This window comes from Frigoribacterium sp. 9N (assembly GCF_902506305.1).
Taxonomy (GTDB): Bacteria; Actinomycetota; Actinomycetes; order Actinomycetales; family Microbacteriaceae; genus Frigoribacterium.
Genome location: NZ_LR733391.1, coordinates 284,960 through 299,295, shown reverse-complemented (window position 1 = coordinate 299,295; position 14,336 = coordinate 284,960). Strand labels below are relative to the sequence as shown.

Annotated in this window: 14 protein-coding genes; 5 read left to right on the top strand and 9 right to left on the bottom strand. The window is 71.8% G+C overall.

Annotated features, from left to right (window positions below; genetic code table 11):
• The first annotated feature begins 87 nt into the window (after positions 1-87).
• Positions 88-864 carry a hypothetical protein gene (locus tag ARTHRO9V_RS01925; protein WP_123570659.1) on the top strand — a complete coding sequence of 259 codons (777 nt, stop codon included), beginning with the start codon at positions 88-90 and terminating at the stop codon, positions 862-864.
• 117 nt (positions 865-981) lie between these two features.
• Positions 982-1,749: a gamma-glutamyl-gamma-aminobutyrate hydrolase family protein gene (locus ARTHRO9V_RS01920; protein ID WP_159825217.1), complete on the top strand. Its 768-nt coding sequence runs from the start codon at positions 982-984 to the stop codon at positions 1,747-1,749.
• A 137-nt stretch (positions 1,750-1,886) separates the two neighbouring features.
• Here the strand turns inward: ARTHRO9V_RS01920 and ARTHRO9V_RS01915 are convergent, their stop codons facing one another.
• A complete protein-coding gene (locus tag ARTHRO9V_RS01915) occupies positions 1,887-2,666 on the bottom strand; it encodes an SDR family oxidoreductase (protein WP_123570661.1) in 780 nt (259 codons plus the stop codon).
• Positions 2,667-2,971: 305 nt separating this feature from the next.
• Here ARTHRO9V_RS01915 and ARTHRO9V_RS01910 point away from each other — a divergent pair, with 305 nt between their 5' ends.
• Positions 2,972-3,991: a methionine ABC transporter ATP-binding protein gene (locus ARTHRO9V_RS01910; protein ID WP_159825215.1), complete on the top strand. Its 1,020-nt coding sequence runs from the start codon at positions 2,972-2,974 to the stop codon at positions 3,989-3,991.
• Positions 3,988-4,794 (top strand): methionine ABC transporter permease, encoded by an 807-nt coding sequence (locus ARTHRO9V_RS01905; RefSeq protein ID WP_159825213.1) that lies wholly within the window; start codon positions 3,988-3,990, stop codon positions 4,792-4,794. Before ARTHRO9V_RS01910 ends, ARTHRO9V_RS01905 begins: the two co-directional genes overlap by 4 nt.
• Positions 4,795-4,880: 86 nt before the next feature.
• On the opposite strand, the gene ARTHRO9V_RS01900 is transcribed toward ARTHRO9V_RS01905, so the two are convergent.
• A complete protein-coding gene (locus ARTHRO9V_RS01900; RefSeq protein WP_159825211.1) occupies positions 4,881-6,104 on the bottom strand; it encodes an MFS transporter in 1,224 nt (407 codons plus the stop codon).
• Between the two features lie 54 nt (positions 6,105-6,158).
• Between ARTHRO9V_RS01900 and ARTHRO9V_RS01895 the strand changes: the two genes are divergently transcribed.
• A complete protein-coding gene (locus ARTHRO9V_RS01895) occupies positions 6,159-6,611 on the top strand; it encodes a helix-turn-helix domain-containing protein (protein WP_159825209.1) in 453 nt (150 codons plus the stop codon).
• Between the two features lie 188 nt (positions 6,612-6,799).
• Here ARTHRO9V_RS01895 and ARTHRO9V_RS01890 read toward each other — a convergent pair whose 3' ends face one another.
• The 7 genes from ARTHRO9V_RS01890 to ARTHRO9V_RS01860 form a co-directional block, all read right to left on the bottom strand.
• Positions 6,800-7,366 (bottom strand): hypothetical protein, encoded by a 567-nt coding sequence (locus ARTHRO9V_RS01890; protein WP_233568299.1) that lies wholly within the window; start codon positions 7,364-7,366, stop codon positions 6,800-6,802.
• 53 nt (positions 7,367-7,419) lie between these two features.
• A complete protein-coding gene (locus tag ARTHRO9V_RS01885) occupies positions 7,420-7,968 on the bottom strand; it encodes a hypothetical protein (RefSeq protein ID WP_159825207.1) in 549 nt (182 codons plus the stop codon).
• On the bottom strand, positions 7,961-9,754 hold the full coding sequence (locus ARTHRO9V_RS01880) for a hypothetical protein (protein ID WP_159825205.1): 1,794 nt from the start codon (positions 9,752-9,754) through the stop codon (positions 7,961-7,963). The genes ARTHRO9V_RS01885 and ARTHRO9V_RS01880 overlap by 8 nt, the downstream gene beginning before the upstream one ends.
• A complete protein-coding gene (locus ARTHRO9V_RS01875; protein WP_159825203.1) occupies positions 9,751-10,059 on the bottom strand; it encodes a hypothetical protein in 309 nt (102 codons plus the stop codon). The genes ARTHRO9V_RS01880 and ARTHRO9V_RS01875 overlap by 4 nt, the downstream gene beginning before the upstream one ends.
• Positions 10,060-10,224: 165 nt before the next feature.
• Positions 10,225-11,694, bottom strand: coding sequence for a ribosome biogenesis GTPase Der (der, locus tag ARTHRO9V_RS01870; RefSeq protein ID WP_369794368.1), 1,470 nt, complete (start codon positions 11,692-11,694; stop codon positions 10,225-10,227).
• A gap of 48 nt (positions 11,695-11,742) precedes the next feature.
• On the bottom strand, positions 11,743-12,420 hold the full coding sequence (cmk, locus tag ARTHRO9V_RS01865; protein WP_056044916.1) for a (d)CMP kinase: 678 nt from the start codon (positions 12,418-12,420) through the stop codon (positions 11,743-11,745).
• A 134-nt stretch (positions 12,421-12,554) separates the two neighbouring features.
• Positions 12,555-13,652: a prephenate dehydrogenase gene (locus ARTHRO9V_RS01860; protein ID WP_056044918.1), complete on the bottom strand. Its 1,098-nt coding sequence runs from the start codon at positions 13,650-13,652 to the stop codon at positions 12,555-12,557.
• Between the last annotated feature and the right edge of the window lie 684 nt (positions 13,653-14,336).

The following is a 14,336-nucleotide window of genomic DNA, read 5'->3' as shown; positions in this document are numbered from 1 at the left end:
GGAGCGCGCCTCCTCGGCTGTGGACGGGCCGCGGACGGGCGGCCGCGTCCTCTACCCTGGCGTGAGCAACCGATTGGACCCCACGCCGTGACCGACATGAGCCTGAGGCTCCCCACCACCCATTTCCGTGCCGTGTTCGACCTGGGCCAGCGCCCGGCCGCGCAGACGCCGCTGCCGACCGCGCTCGGCAAGCCGAACCTCTACGCCGAGTACGACGACGACGACCTGATCACCGCCCTGTACGTCGGCTACGAGACCGGACAGGTGCACCTCGAGACCACGCCCTCGGGCGACGTCGAGCACCACTTCCACCTCGCGAACGGTGACGACAGCGACCTCAGCCCCTTCGGCGTCGCCGACACGCGGGTGCTCGTCGAGTGGTCGACCCGGCTGATCGTCGACCTGCACCGCCGCATGCCCGACCTGCTCGACGAGGTCGACGAGGCGGCGGCCTGGCACGACGCCGGCTTCGACCTCTACGTCTGCGAGGTCGAAGAACCACGCAAGCTCGACCTGGTCGAGGTCGACATCGAGGGCGAGCTGCTGACCCTGCCGTGGCTCGGCTCGGGTGCCGTCGAACACGACCACATCGAGGGCGACGACCACCCGATCGCGCTGACCTGGACGCCCCAGGGCGCGTCCGAGGGCGTGCCGATCGCCGAGGCCTGGCTCGACCCCCGGACCGACCAGCCCCTGACGAAGGCCCTGCCCGGCGTCGACTGGGAGGCCGTGGGCTGGGGTCGCGACGAGGTGCTGCCCTGGCTCGAGGCGATCTACATGAACCACCACGTGCTGCCCGACGCGGCTGGCACGATCCTCACGGGCGTGCTCGAACGGCTGGGCGGGATCGACGGCACCGACTAGCCGGGGGGCCTTCGGCCCTCGGCCCTTCGCACCGCGTTTCGTGCACGGCACCGCGTCTCGTCGCGGTGCGGTGCACGAAAGGCGGTGCGGTGCGGCCGGGGCTGCCAGGATGGCGCGATGAGCGACTCGCCCGCACCGCGCCTCCTGAACCTGTTGCTCCTCGACGTCACCGACGAGGCCCGCGACGACCCCGCGTTCGAGCGCGAGCTCGACGACCTGTCCACCTCGGTGGTCGCCGCCGCCGAGCAGGTCGGGTTCACGGTGCGCCGGGTGCCGGCCAACCGGCTCGGCGACGTGCGCGCCGCCCTCGCCGAGGCGGACGCGGTGCTCGTCACCGGTGGCGAGGACGTCGACCCGAGCCACTACGGCGGTCCCCTCGACCACCCGGGGCGGGGCCAGACCTTCGCCGACGCCGACCGGGTGCAGATCGAGGTGGTGCGCGGGTCCGTGGAGGCACGGCTGCCGCTGGTCGGCATCTGTCGCGGCATGCAGGTGGTCGACGTCGCCCTCGGCGGCGACCTCGTGCAGCACCTCGAGCACCCCGGCCACGTGAACCCGGACGACGTCTCGGACAGCATGGTCGACCACCCGGTCCGCCTCGCCGACGACAGCACCCTCGCCTCGATGCTCGGCACGACGTCGCTGGTCGTGCGCAGCTCGCACCACCAGGCGGTGGGACGCCTGGGCGAGGGGCTGCGCGCGGTGGCCTGGGCCGACGACGGCACGGTCGAGGCCGTCGAGCACGACACGGCTCCGGTGTGGTGCGTCCAGTGGCACCCCGAGGACCGCGGGGCCACCGGCACGGTGCTGACCGACCTGCTCGTCGCGGCGCGCGACGCCGCCCTCGGTCGAGCCGGCGACCGGTCGCGTCGCACCGCCGACTGAACGTCGCACCGCCGATGTGAGCGGTGAGACGTCCAGTGGGCGGTGCGTTGCTCGACCGCGGCGGGCGGGCCGGGGCCCGGCCCAGGTGGCCGGGCCCGAGGCCGGCCCGGTGACCGGCCCGCGATCGCGCCCGGCTCCTAGCGCTCGCGCACGATCAGGGCCGAGGCCGCGGTCACGAGCCGCCGGGGCAGGAACCGGTGCGCCTGGGCACCGATCGCGTTGCCGAGCCCGCTGACCACGACGGCACGGCGACGACGCACGGCCCGCAGCGCCGCGGTGACGACCTGCTCGGGCGTCTGGCGGCCGCTCGTGAGGAAGTCGCTCCCGGTCGCGGCGAAGAAGCCGGTCTCGGTCGCGCCCGGGCAGAGGGCCGTGACGGTGACGCCCGACCCCCGCACCTCGGCGTGCACCGCCTCGCTGAACGAGAGCACGAACGACTTGGTCGCCCCGTAGACCGCCATCGTCGGGATCGGCTGGAAGGCCGCGGTCGAGGCGACGTTGACCACCGTTCCGCGGCGTCGCTCGACCATGCCCGGCAGCAGCGCGCGCGTCAGCGCGACCACCTGCGAGCAGTTGAGGTGCACCTGCGCCTGGACGGCGGCGGGGTCGGACTCGACGAACGCCCCGTGGGAGCCGACGCCGGCGTTGTTCACCAGCACGTCGATCGCGCGGTCGCCGACGGCGGCCAGCACGGTCTCGACCCCGTCGGGCGTCGACAGGTCGGCGACCACGGCCGTGAACGACCCGGAGGCGCGGGTCGCCACGAGCTCGGCCCTCACCTGCTCGAGACGGTCGCCGCTGCGCGCCACGATCACCACGTCGTGGTCGGGGGCGAGCCGCCGGGCGAACTCCGCGCCGATGCCGCCGGAGGCGCCGGTGACGAGTGCGGTGGGCAAGGACGTGGTGGGTGCGGGCATGTCGCCCATCCTGCCGCGCCCGCCGTCGGAGGAGGTCGCACCACGCTCGCGTCGTCGAACCATCCGGGGGGCTGGTTCGACCACGCGAGCGTGGTGCGGCCGGCCCCGCGGCGGGGCCCCGCGGCCGGGCCCCGCGGCTGGGCCCCGCAGCCGGGCCCCGCGGCCGGGCCCCGCAGCCGGGCCCCGCGACACACGGCGTCACGCGGCGACGCATGACGTGACACGTCCTCGCGAACGCGACCCGCGCCTCCTTATGCTCGGCGACACCCCGAACCCACCACCTCAGCCGACACCCTGGAGCCCCCATGATCAGCCTCGAGCAGCTGACGAAGGTCTACGAGACCGGATCGCACCGCACGACCGTCCTCGACCGCGTCGACTTCCGGGTCGACACCGGCGAGATCGCCGCGGTCGTCGGCCCGAGCGGCGCCGGCAAGAGCACCTTGGCCCAGTGCGTGACGCTGCTCGAACGACCGACCTCGGGCTCGGTCGTCGTCAACGGCGACGACCTGACCCGGCTCGGCGAGCGCGACCTGCGGGTCGCACGCCGTCGGATCGGCACGGTGTTCCAGTCGGACGGTCTCTTCGGCCGTCGGACCGCCGCACAGAACGTGGCCCTGCCGCTCGAGTACCTGGGCGTGACCAAGGCCGAGACGAGGCGTCGAGTCGCCGAGCTGCTCGACCGCGTGGGGCTCGGCCACCGCGCCGAGGCCCGGCCGCACGAGCTCTCGGGCGGACAACGCCAGCGCGTCGGCATCGCCCGGGCGCTGGCCCTGCGGCCGACCGTGCTGCTCTCGGACGAGGCAACGTCGGGCCTCGACCCCGCCTCGACCACCTCGATCGTCGACCTGCTGCGCGAGTTGCGTGACGACCTCGGCCTGTCGATCCTGTTCGTCACCCACGAGATGGACACCGTGCTGCAGATCGCCGACACCGTCGCCCGCCTCGACCACGGACGCATCGTCGAACGGGGTCGCGTGCTCGACCTGCTGCGCGACCCCGCGTCGGGGCTCGGTGCGGCGCTGCGACCGACTCGACCGGCGGCCGGCGCCCCCGACGGCTCCCGCACCTGGCGGCTCGACTACGTCTCGGCCGACGTCCCGACCGACTGGCCGACCACGCTCGGATCGGCCCTGGGGTCGCCCGTGTCGCTGCTCGGAGCCTCGATCGAGACCCTGGGAGGCGCGACCGTCGGGCACGCGACCGTCGCCGTCCCCGAGGCGGTCGCCTCGCGCCTGCCCGGGGTCGCCGCCGCACTCGGGCTCACCGCCCGCTCCCTCGACCCGTCCCCGGCGCCCACGCCCGAACAGGAGCTCGTCCGATGAGCGTCGTCAACACCGTCGCCCCGATCGCGACGACCGTCCTCGCGTCGGGCACGAGCCCGTCGACCGCGTACGACAACTCGGTGCCGTGGGCGCAGATCCCCGCCCTGGTGCTCCCGGCGCTCGGCGACACCTTCGTGATGGTCGGCATCGTGATGGCGATCGTCGTGCTGGTCGGGGTGCCGCTCGGGGCCCTGGTGCACAACCTCGGCCCCGCGGGCCTCGTGCCGAACGCGCCGGTGCACACGGTGCTCAGTGCCGTCATCAGCATCGGACGCTCGCTGCCGTTCTTGATCCTGATGGCGTCGATCGTCCCGTTCACCCGGTTCGTGACCGGCACCAACATCGGCATCGCGGCCGCGGTGGTGCCGATGTCGATCGCCGGCATCGCCTTCTTCACCCGCATCGTCGAGAACTCCCTGCGGAGCGTCCCGAGCGATCGGGTGCGCGTGGCGACCGCGAGCGGGGCGTCCCGCCTGCAGATCGTCCGCACCGCACAGCTGTCCGAGGCGCTGCCCGGCCTGATCGGTGGTCTCACGATCAACACGATCGCGATGATCGAGTACTCCGCCATCGCCGGCACCATCGGCGCCGGCGGCATCGGCTACGTCGCCGTCACCTACGGCTACCAGCGCTTCGACCACACCGTGATGATCGTCACGATCGTGTTGCTCGTCGCGACGGTCGCGGCCGTCCAACAGCTCGGCGACCTCGCCGTACGGGCCACGAGCCCCGAACCGGTCCGCCGGCGCCGCTGGTGGCGGCGCCGCGCGACCGACCTGCCCCCGGTGGCCGCCGCGGTCTGAGCCGCACCGCGCCTCCCCGCGTCGTCGGCGTGAGCCGAGGAGGCGCGGGTGCCCGCCGCCGGCCGCCGCTGGCCGCACGTCGCCCCCTACGCCGCCACCCGCCGCCGCTCTCGCCCGCGCATCACCACCACGACCGCGACCATCGCCGCGAGCGCCAGCCCCACGATCGCCGGAGCCCCGACGTCGACGGCGCTCTCGAGCCCTCCGCGGGTCGCCTGCGCGCCGAGCCACAGGGCGGTCGCCCCCTGCACCAGGTAGGCGACGAGGTACACGGCCGACAGAGTCCCCGCCCGGTGGTGCTCCGGAGCGAACCGCGACACGATCCCCAGCCCCGACGCGAAGAAGAGGCTGTAGCCGACTCCCGACAGCACACAGAACGCCAGGAACAGCCCCAACGACTGCTGTGCCGCGGCCAGCACCAGCGCCGTGAAGCTGAGCGCCGTCGCCACCGCCGCCACGACGACGGCGACGACCACCGGGACGCGTCGTGACGCCAGCGCCACGACCGCGATGACCACCATCGACAGGGCGATCACCGCGCCGGTCACGAAGGCGTTGTCGCTGCCGATCAGCGTCACGCCGATCTCGGCACCGAGCGAGAGCACCACGGCCCCGAGAGCGTAGGAGGCGCTGACGCAGACGGCCGCGGCGCCCACCGCCCCGAGGAGCGCACGCGGCACGCTCGGCCACCGTGGCCTCCAGCGCCCGGCCAGCGCGTCCCGGTCCCGCGGCAGCCGCCAGACGAGGACGAGCACGCCCACCTCGACGACGAGCAGCACCCAGTACGTGAGGTGCAGCGGTTCGGGCGCGTACTGGACGAGCGCTCCGCCGAGCAGTGTCGCGAAGACGAGGCCCACGGCGGTGGAGGCGGTGCTGATGGCTCCGGTGCGCGCCGAGTTGACCGCACCGGCGATGTCGATCATCGCGGCGGTGGCGGGGCTGAGCGACACGCCGACGCCGAGGCCCATGAACGCGCGGCCGACCAGCACCCAACCGACGTCCGGAGCCAGCGCGAACAGCAGCACGCCGACGATCGACGCACTGACGCCGAGCAGGATGCTCGCCCGCCGACCGATCGTGTCGCTGAGGCTGCCGAAGACGAGCAGCACGACGACGAGGACGAGCGGGTAGACGGCGAAGATCGCGGTCGTGACGAACGGCGTCAGCTGCCAGTCGGTCGCGTAGAGCGGGTAGACCGGCGTCGCGGCGCCGCTCGTCCACAAGGCGAGGGCGAGGACGGAGGCGCAGGTCCAGAACGCGAGCCGGTCCGGCCCGTCGGGACGGACGGAGGCAGCGAGGTCACGGGGCATGACGGCGACGCTAGCACCCTGGATACGAAAAGCCTATCGAGGTAGGGTGTCGGCATGGCTTCTCGTGGACCCCTGGACCCGCGCTGCGGCATCGCACGCAGCCTCGACCTGCTCGGCGAGCGCTGGGCCCTGCTCGTGGTGCGGGAGGCGCTGCTCGGGCACACCCGGTTCTCGCAGTTCCGGGCACGGCTCGGCCTGTCGCCCGACGTGCTGACGGCCCGGCTCGAGTCGCTCGTCGCCGCCGGCGTGCTCGAGCGCTCGACCTACCGGGAGGACGGGGCCCGAGAGCGCGTCGAGTACCTGCTGACCGACGCCGGCCGCGACCTCTCCCCCGTGCTGGCCGCCCTCGCCGTCTGGGGCGACGAGCACGATCCGCACCCCGACGGCGCCGCACGACGGTTCAGCGTCGCCGGCTCGGGCGAGCCCGTGCGGGTCGCGTTCGTCACGGGCGACGGCCGCGAGGTCGAACCCGCCGACGTCGAGATGGTGCTGAGCGCGAGCGACTAGGCCCCGCCTCCTCGGGTCTGCGGCCGTTGCCGCCGGCCCACCTGCCTGCCTTCGCCCGGCTGTCGGTCCACCCGCCAACCCCGCAGCCCCGCCTGCGAGCCCGCCGGCCCGCCACGAAATAAACACCCCGCCACGGAATCGGATGGCGGTTTGTTCATCTCGTGGCGTGGTGCGGGGCGCGCGGACCCTCAGCCCGTGCTGTCGACCGCGCCGGGCTTGGCCGGTCGCGGGAAGGCCGCGCGCATGTGGTCGCTCGTGAGGAGGTCGCCGATGCCGATCATCAGCAGCGAGAAGACGATCTGTTCGACGACCATCCACCCGGGGTAGAGCCCGGGGATGGTCGCGATGATCAGCGTCACGATCGGGAAGATGCGGCTGAACAGGCGGAGGCGCGAGTAGGCCCAGTAGTAGCCGAGCTGGGCGCGCCACGCGAAGACGTACAGCGAGGCGGTGATGAACAGGACGACCGTGGAGCGGAACCACACGGCCCACGGGACGTGTTCGCCTCGGCTGGTGAGGACGGCGGCGATGAAGATGGCGGTGAGCCCGACGACGGTCTCGCCGAACAGGAGCCACCGGATGCCGACGAAGCTACGGACCGTGCGCGGGTGCCGCTGCATGTCCTCGTGGATGACGTAGCCCGAGTGACGCCCCCCGGCCAGCCGGTCGAGCTGCAGCCGCTGCCACACCCGGTCGGCCGCGGCCGACAACCCCGCCCCCGAGGAGGCGCGGTGCCACAGCCCAGCGCCCGTCACCCTCGCACCCCGTCCGCTCGTCTCACGAACACCAATGGTGCCCTACTCCGCCCTCAGAACTGACCACCCTCTGCCTGCCCGGGCTGCAGCGTGAAGCACCACGAACTCGACGACACCTGGACCTTCGAGCGGCCCGTGTAGACCGTGATGGAGTAGCGAGTTCCATCTGTGCTCCACACTACGAGCCATTCGTCCCTGCCATCAGGCGTAAAGACCCGCTCGGTCCGGAAGTCCGCAGAGTCAGCCAGTTCTGATTCCACGAGGGAGAAGTACGCCTCTTTTTCTGGGGCTTCGGCGTACTCGATAGTCGTCGACCCGGTCCATTGGTGTCGACCCTCGGAACACGACATCAGGACCCCGTCGGCTGGCTCCAGGATGCCCACGATGCCCTCCGCGCCGCCCATGGACGCCAGGTCTCGTTGAGTCACCATGATGTCGCGTTTCAAGGCCGCGAGATCCACTCGATCGGTCTGTTCGTCTATGTACTTCATCTGCTCAAGCCCCTCCGGGGTCTCTTGGGCGCAACCCGCGACCAAGCTGGACAACACTGCAATCACGGCTGCACACCGAATCGCTATAAATCTCGCCTTGGTTTTAGCCATCAGGGAACAGCTCCCGCCTCAAGGCATCGCGCACCGGTGCATTGTCGTCACTCGATCGAGCGACGAGCGCATGGTTGTCGTCCAGCTTCCAGACCGGGGTGTAGCTTGCCCCGGTCTGCTCGAGTTCCACGTCATGCGGACTCTGGTAGTACCCACGCGAGTCGAAGTCGTCGGACCGGTTCGGGTTCCGCCCGCCCCAGACACCACCGGTTGACTGGGCCTCCATCAGGAAGTCCCAGTAGCTGTAGTCGGTGTAGGTCGTGCCCGCTCGCGGCTCCCACTCCGGCGGCATCCCGGCCCCCGCGAGGGAGATCACCTTGTTGTACGTAGCCCCATGGACCTCGGCGGACGTGATGTTCGCCAACCCCCAACTGTGCCCGATGGCCACGTCGCGGTATCCGGGTTCCGTTCTGATCGGATCCACGGCCAGCCCCCGCTGGAAGTCGTACAGCGCCTTGCTCGTCTCGCGCGCGAATTCGGGGTCGTTGGCTTGCGCGAAAGCCCCGACGAATTCGGCCGGGTTCTTGCTGCCTTCGGCGCCACCCGGGAAGACCCCGTCCTTGAAGACGAACGCCACGGACGTTCCATCCGGATCGTTTGCCTCCAGCCACTTCGCCATCTGCTGCAGACTTCCGTTCTTCCCGTAGAACGAGTCCATGTTCGTCAGCGTCCCCGGCACGTAAGTCAGCACCGTCCTGGTCGATCCGTTCCAGTCCCCGATCATCTCGATGATGCGACTCTTCGACGGATCGAAGAGGTACAGCTGAACCGTCGGCGGCTCCGCCGCCGCTCGCCCGAGGTACGCGCGCCCGCGCGCCAGTGCGGCGAGCAGCTCATCGTCGCCTTGCAGCCCCCGCCGCCCGATCGGCCCCACCATCTCGTCGATCTCGGCCATCCGCCGCTTCGCGTTGAACACGTTCGCCGCGACCCGCACCGACGGCGGCAGACCGTCGAGGGCCCCGATGATCGCCGGAGCCCCTCGCACCAGTGCCACCTGCACCGCGGTCAGCCCATCAGCCTTTCGCGCACCCTGCTGGCCGAGCTCGTCCCACCAGGCCCGCACCCGCTCGGGATCGGCCAGGAACGCCTCGTCGACCAGTTCGGGGTGCTGCTCGAGCAACATCGTCAGCTCGGTGGCCGAGAGCCCTGCCAGCAGCGCCAGCAATTCTTCGGACGACCCCGCGGCCAGGGCCTCCCCGGTGACCTGCGGCAGGGACCCCATCGCCTCGGGGCTCTGCAGCGCGGCGACGCACCGACGATCGGCCGCAGCCCGCTCTTCGACCAGGTCGGCCCACAAGCCCGCGACGACCTCGAGCTCGCGTTGCTCGTCGTCGATGCGACGCTGCAAGGTCGACCGTTCACCCGAGCGGTACTCGGACTCCACGACGAGGCCGAACAGGTCGCCCTGTGCCGCCTCCTGCGCCTCGCGCATGACCGTCTTCAGCGCGACCCCCGTCGAGAGGATGTTCTGCTCGGCCATCGCACGCCGCGCCTCCAGGGTCTGCTGAGACCCCTGGATCAACGACACGTCGACCGCGTACGCCTCGAGCGCCGCCGCGTGGTGCTCGAGGCCCCGAGCCACAGCAGTCACCTCGGCGGACACCTCCGTCATGGACGCGACGAACTGCTCGCCCGAGCGTCCCCGCCAGCACTCGGCACCCCAGCTCGCCGCCTCGGCCAACCGGTAGGCCGCCACCTCGAGATCGTCGACCTCGGTCCGCCTCGTCGTCGCGAGCTGCCGGATGCCCTCGACCGACCCGACCCCCGGGTCGGCGTCGGCAGTCATTTGGACCCCACCCCGGCCAGGTCGCCCACCGGCAAGCCGGCGGCGAGCCGCGACTCCACCTGTTCGAACTCGCGCACGAACGTCGTCGTGAAGTCGCCCACCGCCTGGATCGCCTCGACGGCCAACCCCGCCCGTCTCACCAGCTGTCCCGTCGCCTCGTCGAGGACCCCCGCCACGCTCGGTGAGCCGACGTCGGCCGCCGACCCGAGCGTCAGCGTCGCCGACACCTCGGCGTCGACGGCCGCCGTCGACACCCGCCAAGCAACCGACGTCAACGTCTTCTCGTTCACCACCAGGTCTGCCATGCACCCTCGCCCTCCATCATGCGACATTCACATATCGCTGCCGATGGGAGCCACCCCAGCAATGCAGAACGCCCGGTGTGGAAACGATCCACAACCGGGCGTTCAGTCCACAGGCGAGCCTGCGGGCGGTGCCGTTCCGTCGACGGGACGGGCACGGGAGAAGGACTACGGGCGCTTGCGCTTCTCGCGGACGCGCATGTTGACCGTGATGGGCGTCCCCTCGAAGCCGAAGATCTCGCGCAGGCGTCGCGTGATGAAGCGACGGTACTGCGGGTCGAGGAACCCGGTCGTGAAGAGCACGAAGGTCGGCGGGCGGTTCGCGGCCTGGGTCCCGAACAGGATGCGCGGCTGCTTGCCGGACCGCAGCGGGTGCGGGTGCTCGGCGACGAGCTCGGCGAGCAGGGCGTTGAACTTGCCGGTCGGGATGCGGGTGTCCCACGACTCGAGCGCGAGCTCGAGGGCGGGCACGAGCTTCTCGAGGTGACGACCCGTGCGGGCCGAGATGTTCACGCGCGGGGCCCACGACACGTGGTCGAGGTCCTGCTCGATCTCGCGTTCGAGGTAGCGACGACGGTCGTCGTCCAGGAGGTCCCACTTGTTGAAGGCGAGCACGAGCGCGCGACCCGACTCGAGCACGAGGTCGATGATGCGCAGGTCCTGCGTCGAGATCTGCTCGGTGACGTCGATCACGACGACCGCGACCTCGGCCTTCTCGAGCGCGGCCGAGGTGCGCAGCGACGCGTAGAAGTCGGCGCCCTGCTGCAGGTGGACGCGCTTGCGGATGCCGGCGGTGTCGACGAAGGTCCACACGCGACCGGCGATCTCGACCTGCTCGTCGACGGGGTCACGGGTCGTGCCGGCGAGCTCGTTGACGACGACGCGCTCTTCGCCCGCGGCCTTGTTCAGCAGCGAGCTCTTGCCGACGTTCGGTCGACCGAGGATCGCGACGCGACGAGGGCCGCCGATCTCTTGCTTGGCCACGGTCGAGACCGCGGGCAGCTTGGTCATGCACAGGTCGAGCAGGTCGGCGACGTTGCGACCGTGCAGCGCCGACGCGGGGAAGGGCTCGCCCAGCCCCAGCGACCACAGTGACGCGGCTTCGAGGTCTTTCCGGGCGTCGTCGCTCTTGTTGGCGACGAGGATGACCGGCTTGTGCGAGGCACGGAGCATCCGCACGACGGCCTCGTCGGTGGCGGTCGCCCCGACGTTGACGTCGACGACGAACAGCACGGCGTCGGCCAGGTCGACCGCGATCTCGGCCTGCATCGCGACCGAGCGGTCGATGCCGATCGCGTCGGGCTCCCATCCGCCGGTGTCGACGAGCGTGAAGCGGCGTCCGCCCCATTCGGCCTTGTACGAGACGCGGTCGCGCGTGACGCCGGGCTTGTCCTCGACGACGGCCTCGCGCCTCCCGAGGATGCGGTTGACCATGGCGCTCTTGCCGACGTTCGGTCGGCCGACGATCGCCAGCACCGGCAGGGCCGGGGCGTAGGTGAGTGCGTCGGGGTCCCAGTCGGCCCCCTCGAGGACGTCGATGTCGCCCTCGTCGAGGTCGTAGTCGGTCAGGCCGGCGCGGAGGGCTCGGGCGCGCTGGTCGGCGTCCTCGTCGGGCATCGTCTGGATGCGGTCGACCATCTGCTCGTCGAGCTCGGGGTACTTGTCGTCGTCTGCCATGGGGCTTCCTTAAGAAATGGGGGTGCTCGCTCGCACGAGCTCGACCACGGCCTGCACGGTCTGGTCGAAGTCGAGTTGGGTGGAGTCGACGGTGGAGACGCCGGGTGCGGCGGTCATGAAGTCGACGACCTTGCTGTCGAGCCGGTCGCGGGTCGAGAGCTGCCGAGCTGTCTCTTCGGCACTCTGCCCGGTCACCTCGGCCGAACGCCTGGCCATTCTAGCGGCTTCGCTCGCGGTCAACAGGATTCTGACCTGGGCATCCGGTGCGACGACGGTCGTGATGTCGCGCCCCTCGGTGACGATGCCCGGCTTGTCGGTCGACGCGATGATGCGGCGGAACAGGTCGACCATGAAGCGGCGGACCTCGGGCAGCTTGGCCACGTGGCTGACGGCGGTCGTCACGCGTGGCGTGCGGATCTCGTCGGTGACGTCGCGACCACCGATCGTCACCGAGGAGGCGCGGGCCGGGTCGATCCCGATCGCGTAGTGGAACGTCGGCAGCGTCGCGATGACGGCCTCGGCGTCGTCGAGGTCGACGCCGCTGTCGAGCGCGTGCAGGGCGAAGGCCCGGTAGGCCGCCCCGGTGTCCTGGTAGTCGAAGCCGAGGGAAGCTGCGGAGGCGCGGCTGACGCTCGACTTGCCGCTTCCGGCCGGCCCGTCGACGGCCACGACCACGTGGCGGTGCACGGCCTCGGCGGTCTCGGCCCGCAACTCTTCGACGTGGGCCTCGCCGGCGGGACCTCCGACGCCGTGCTCACCCGGCGAGCGCTCGGGGTCGACGTCCGACGAGCCGACGGGGCTCGTGCCGCCCTGGTCGCCGCTCACGCGAACGCCCCCACGACGGTCCAACCCCGGGTCTCGAGTTCGGTGACGAGTCGGTCTTCTTGTTCGGGCACGATCGATACCTCCGCGAGTCCTACCTGCGCGCCCGGCGAGTGCTCGAGCCGCAGATCTTCCAGGTTGACGCCGATCTCACCGATCTCGGTGAGCAGGCGGGCCAGTTGCCCGGGAGTGTCGTCGACCATGACGATCACCGAGCTGAACTGGGTCTGTTGCCCGTGCTTGCCGGGCAGACGGGCGACGCCGACGTTGCCGGCGCCGATGCTCTCGGCGACGGCGCGGCGACTGCCCGGCGCGTCGGGTGCCTCGAGGGCCTCGACGACGCGGTCGAGGTCGGCGCGCAGGTCGCGCAACACGACGGCCACGCGGGAGGCGTTCGCCCCCAGGATCTGCGTCCAGAGCGCCGGGTCGCTGCTCGCGACCCGCGTGACGTCCCGGACGCCCTGACCGGCGAGGCCGAGCGAGGCGTCGGGTGCGTCGCGCAGACGCGTCGCCATGAGGGAGGCGACGACCTGCGGCGCGTGGCTGACGAGGGCGACGCCGGCGTCGTGTTCCTCCGGCGTCATCTCGATCGGGGTCGCTCCGAGGTCGAGCGCCAGGTCTTCGACGGCGGCCGCCCGACGGTACGTGATGTCGTCGTGCCCCGCGATGACCCAGGGGCGGCCGACGAAGAGGTCGGCGCGAGCCGAGACGGCTCCCCCGCGTTCGCGGCCGGCCATGGGATGCGAGCCGATGTACCGCGACACGTCGGCGCCGCGCGCACGCAACTCGGCGAGCGGGGCGACCTTGACCGATGCGACGTCGGTCACGAGCGCCTGGGGCCAGGCGTCGAGTTCGCGCGCGACGATGTCGCTGGTGACGTCGGGCGGCACGGCGACGACGACGAGCCCGGGGGCGTCGCCGTCGGCCGGGGGCCGCCCGGCGCCGTAGTCGACGGCGAGGCTGCGCGCCGCCGGTGACACGTCGTCGAGGATCACGTCCACGCCGTGCTGACGCAGACGCAGACCGATGCTGGCACCGAGCAGACCCGAACCGACGATGCGCACCTGGCCTGCCAGCCGGCGGCTGCCCGCCGTCAGCACGCCGACCGTCGAAGGGTCGGCCGACGGCGCGTGAGCGAGGAGCGCGTCAGACCCGAGGGCGTCGTCGGACGAGGAGGCGCGGTGCGCGTCGGTCACGACCGTCCGCCCCCTCGGGGACCACGTCCCCCGGCGTCGGGTCGGCCACGGTACGGACGGTCGCCGCCACGGTCGTCGCGGCCGCCACGGTCGTCGCGGCCTCCGCGGTCGTCGCGCGGGCCACGGGCGGGTCCGCCACGCGAACCCCCGCGGTCGTCGCGTTGCTCACGGCCCTGGTAGCCGCCGCTGCGCGCCCCGTCGCGGCCTCCACGGTCGTCGCGACCCTGGTAGCCACCGCGCGAGTCTCCGCGGTCGTCACGACCTTGGTAGCCGGCACCGCGCGAGCCACCGCGGTCGTCACGACCCTGGAAGCCACCGCGGTCGTCACGACCCTGGAAGCCACCGCGCGAGTCTCCGCGGTCGTCACGCTGTTCTCGTCCCTGGTAGCCGCCACGCGACGCACCACGGTCGTCGCGACTCTGGTACCCACCGCGCGAACCACCACGGTCGTCACGACCGGCACGATCGTCACGTCCGCCTCGGTCGTCGCGGCCCTGGTACCCGCCACGCGAGCCCCCACGGTCGTCGCGCGAATCGCGCCCACCCGTGTAGCCACCGGCACCGGCACCGGCACGACGGTCGTCA

Excerpts from the sequence above, each read along its gene's own strand:
- ARTHRO9V_RS01920 (WP_159825217.1), top strand. The coding sequence starts at position 982 with ATGAGCGACTCGCCCGCACCGCGCCTCCTGAACCTGTTGCTCCTCGAC.
- ARTHRO9V_RS01915 (WP_123570661.1), bottom strand. The coding sequence starts at position 2,666 with ATGCCCGCACCCACCACGTCCTTGCCCACCGCACTCGTCACCGGCGCC.
- ARTHRO9V_RS01910 (WP_159825215.1), top strand. The coding sequence starts at position 2,972 with ATGATCAGCCTCGAGCAGCTGACGAAGGTCTACGAGACCGGATCGCAC.
- ARTHRO9V_RS01905 (WP_159825213.1), top strand. The coding sequence starts at position 3,988 with ATGAGCGTCGTCAACACCGTCGCCCCGATCGCGACGACCGTCCTCGCG.
- ARTHRO9V_RS01900 (WP_159825211.1), bottom strand. The coding sequence starts at position 6,104 with ATGCCCCGTGACCTCGCTGCCTCCGTCCGTCCCGACGGGCCGGACCGG.
- ARTHRO9V_RS01895 (WP_159825209.1), top strand. The coding sequence starts at position 6,159 with ATGGCTTCTCGTGGACCCCTGGACCCGCGCTGCGGCATCGCACGCAGC.
- ARTHRO9V_RS01885 (WP_159825207.1), bottom strand. The coding sequence starts at position 7,968 with ATGGCTAAAACCAAGGCGAGATTTATAGCGATTCGGTGTGCAGCCGTG.
- ARTHRO9V_RS01880 (WP_159825205.1), bottom strand. The coding sequence starts at position 9,754 with ATGACTGCCGACGCCGACCCGGGGGTCGGGTCGGTCGAGGGCATCCGG.
- ARTHRO9V_RS01875 (WP_159825203.1), bottom strand. The coding sequence starts at position 10,059 with ATGGCAGACCTGGTGGTGAACGAGAAGACGTTGACGTCGGTTGCTTGG.
- der (WP_369794368.1), bottom strand. The coding sequence starts at position 11,694 with ATGGTCGACCGCATCCAGACGATGCCCGACGAGGACGCCGACCAGCGC.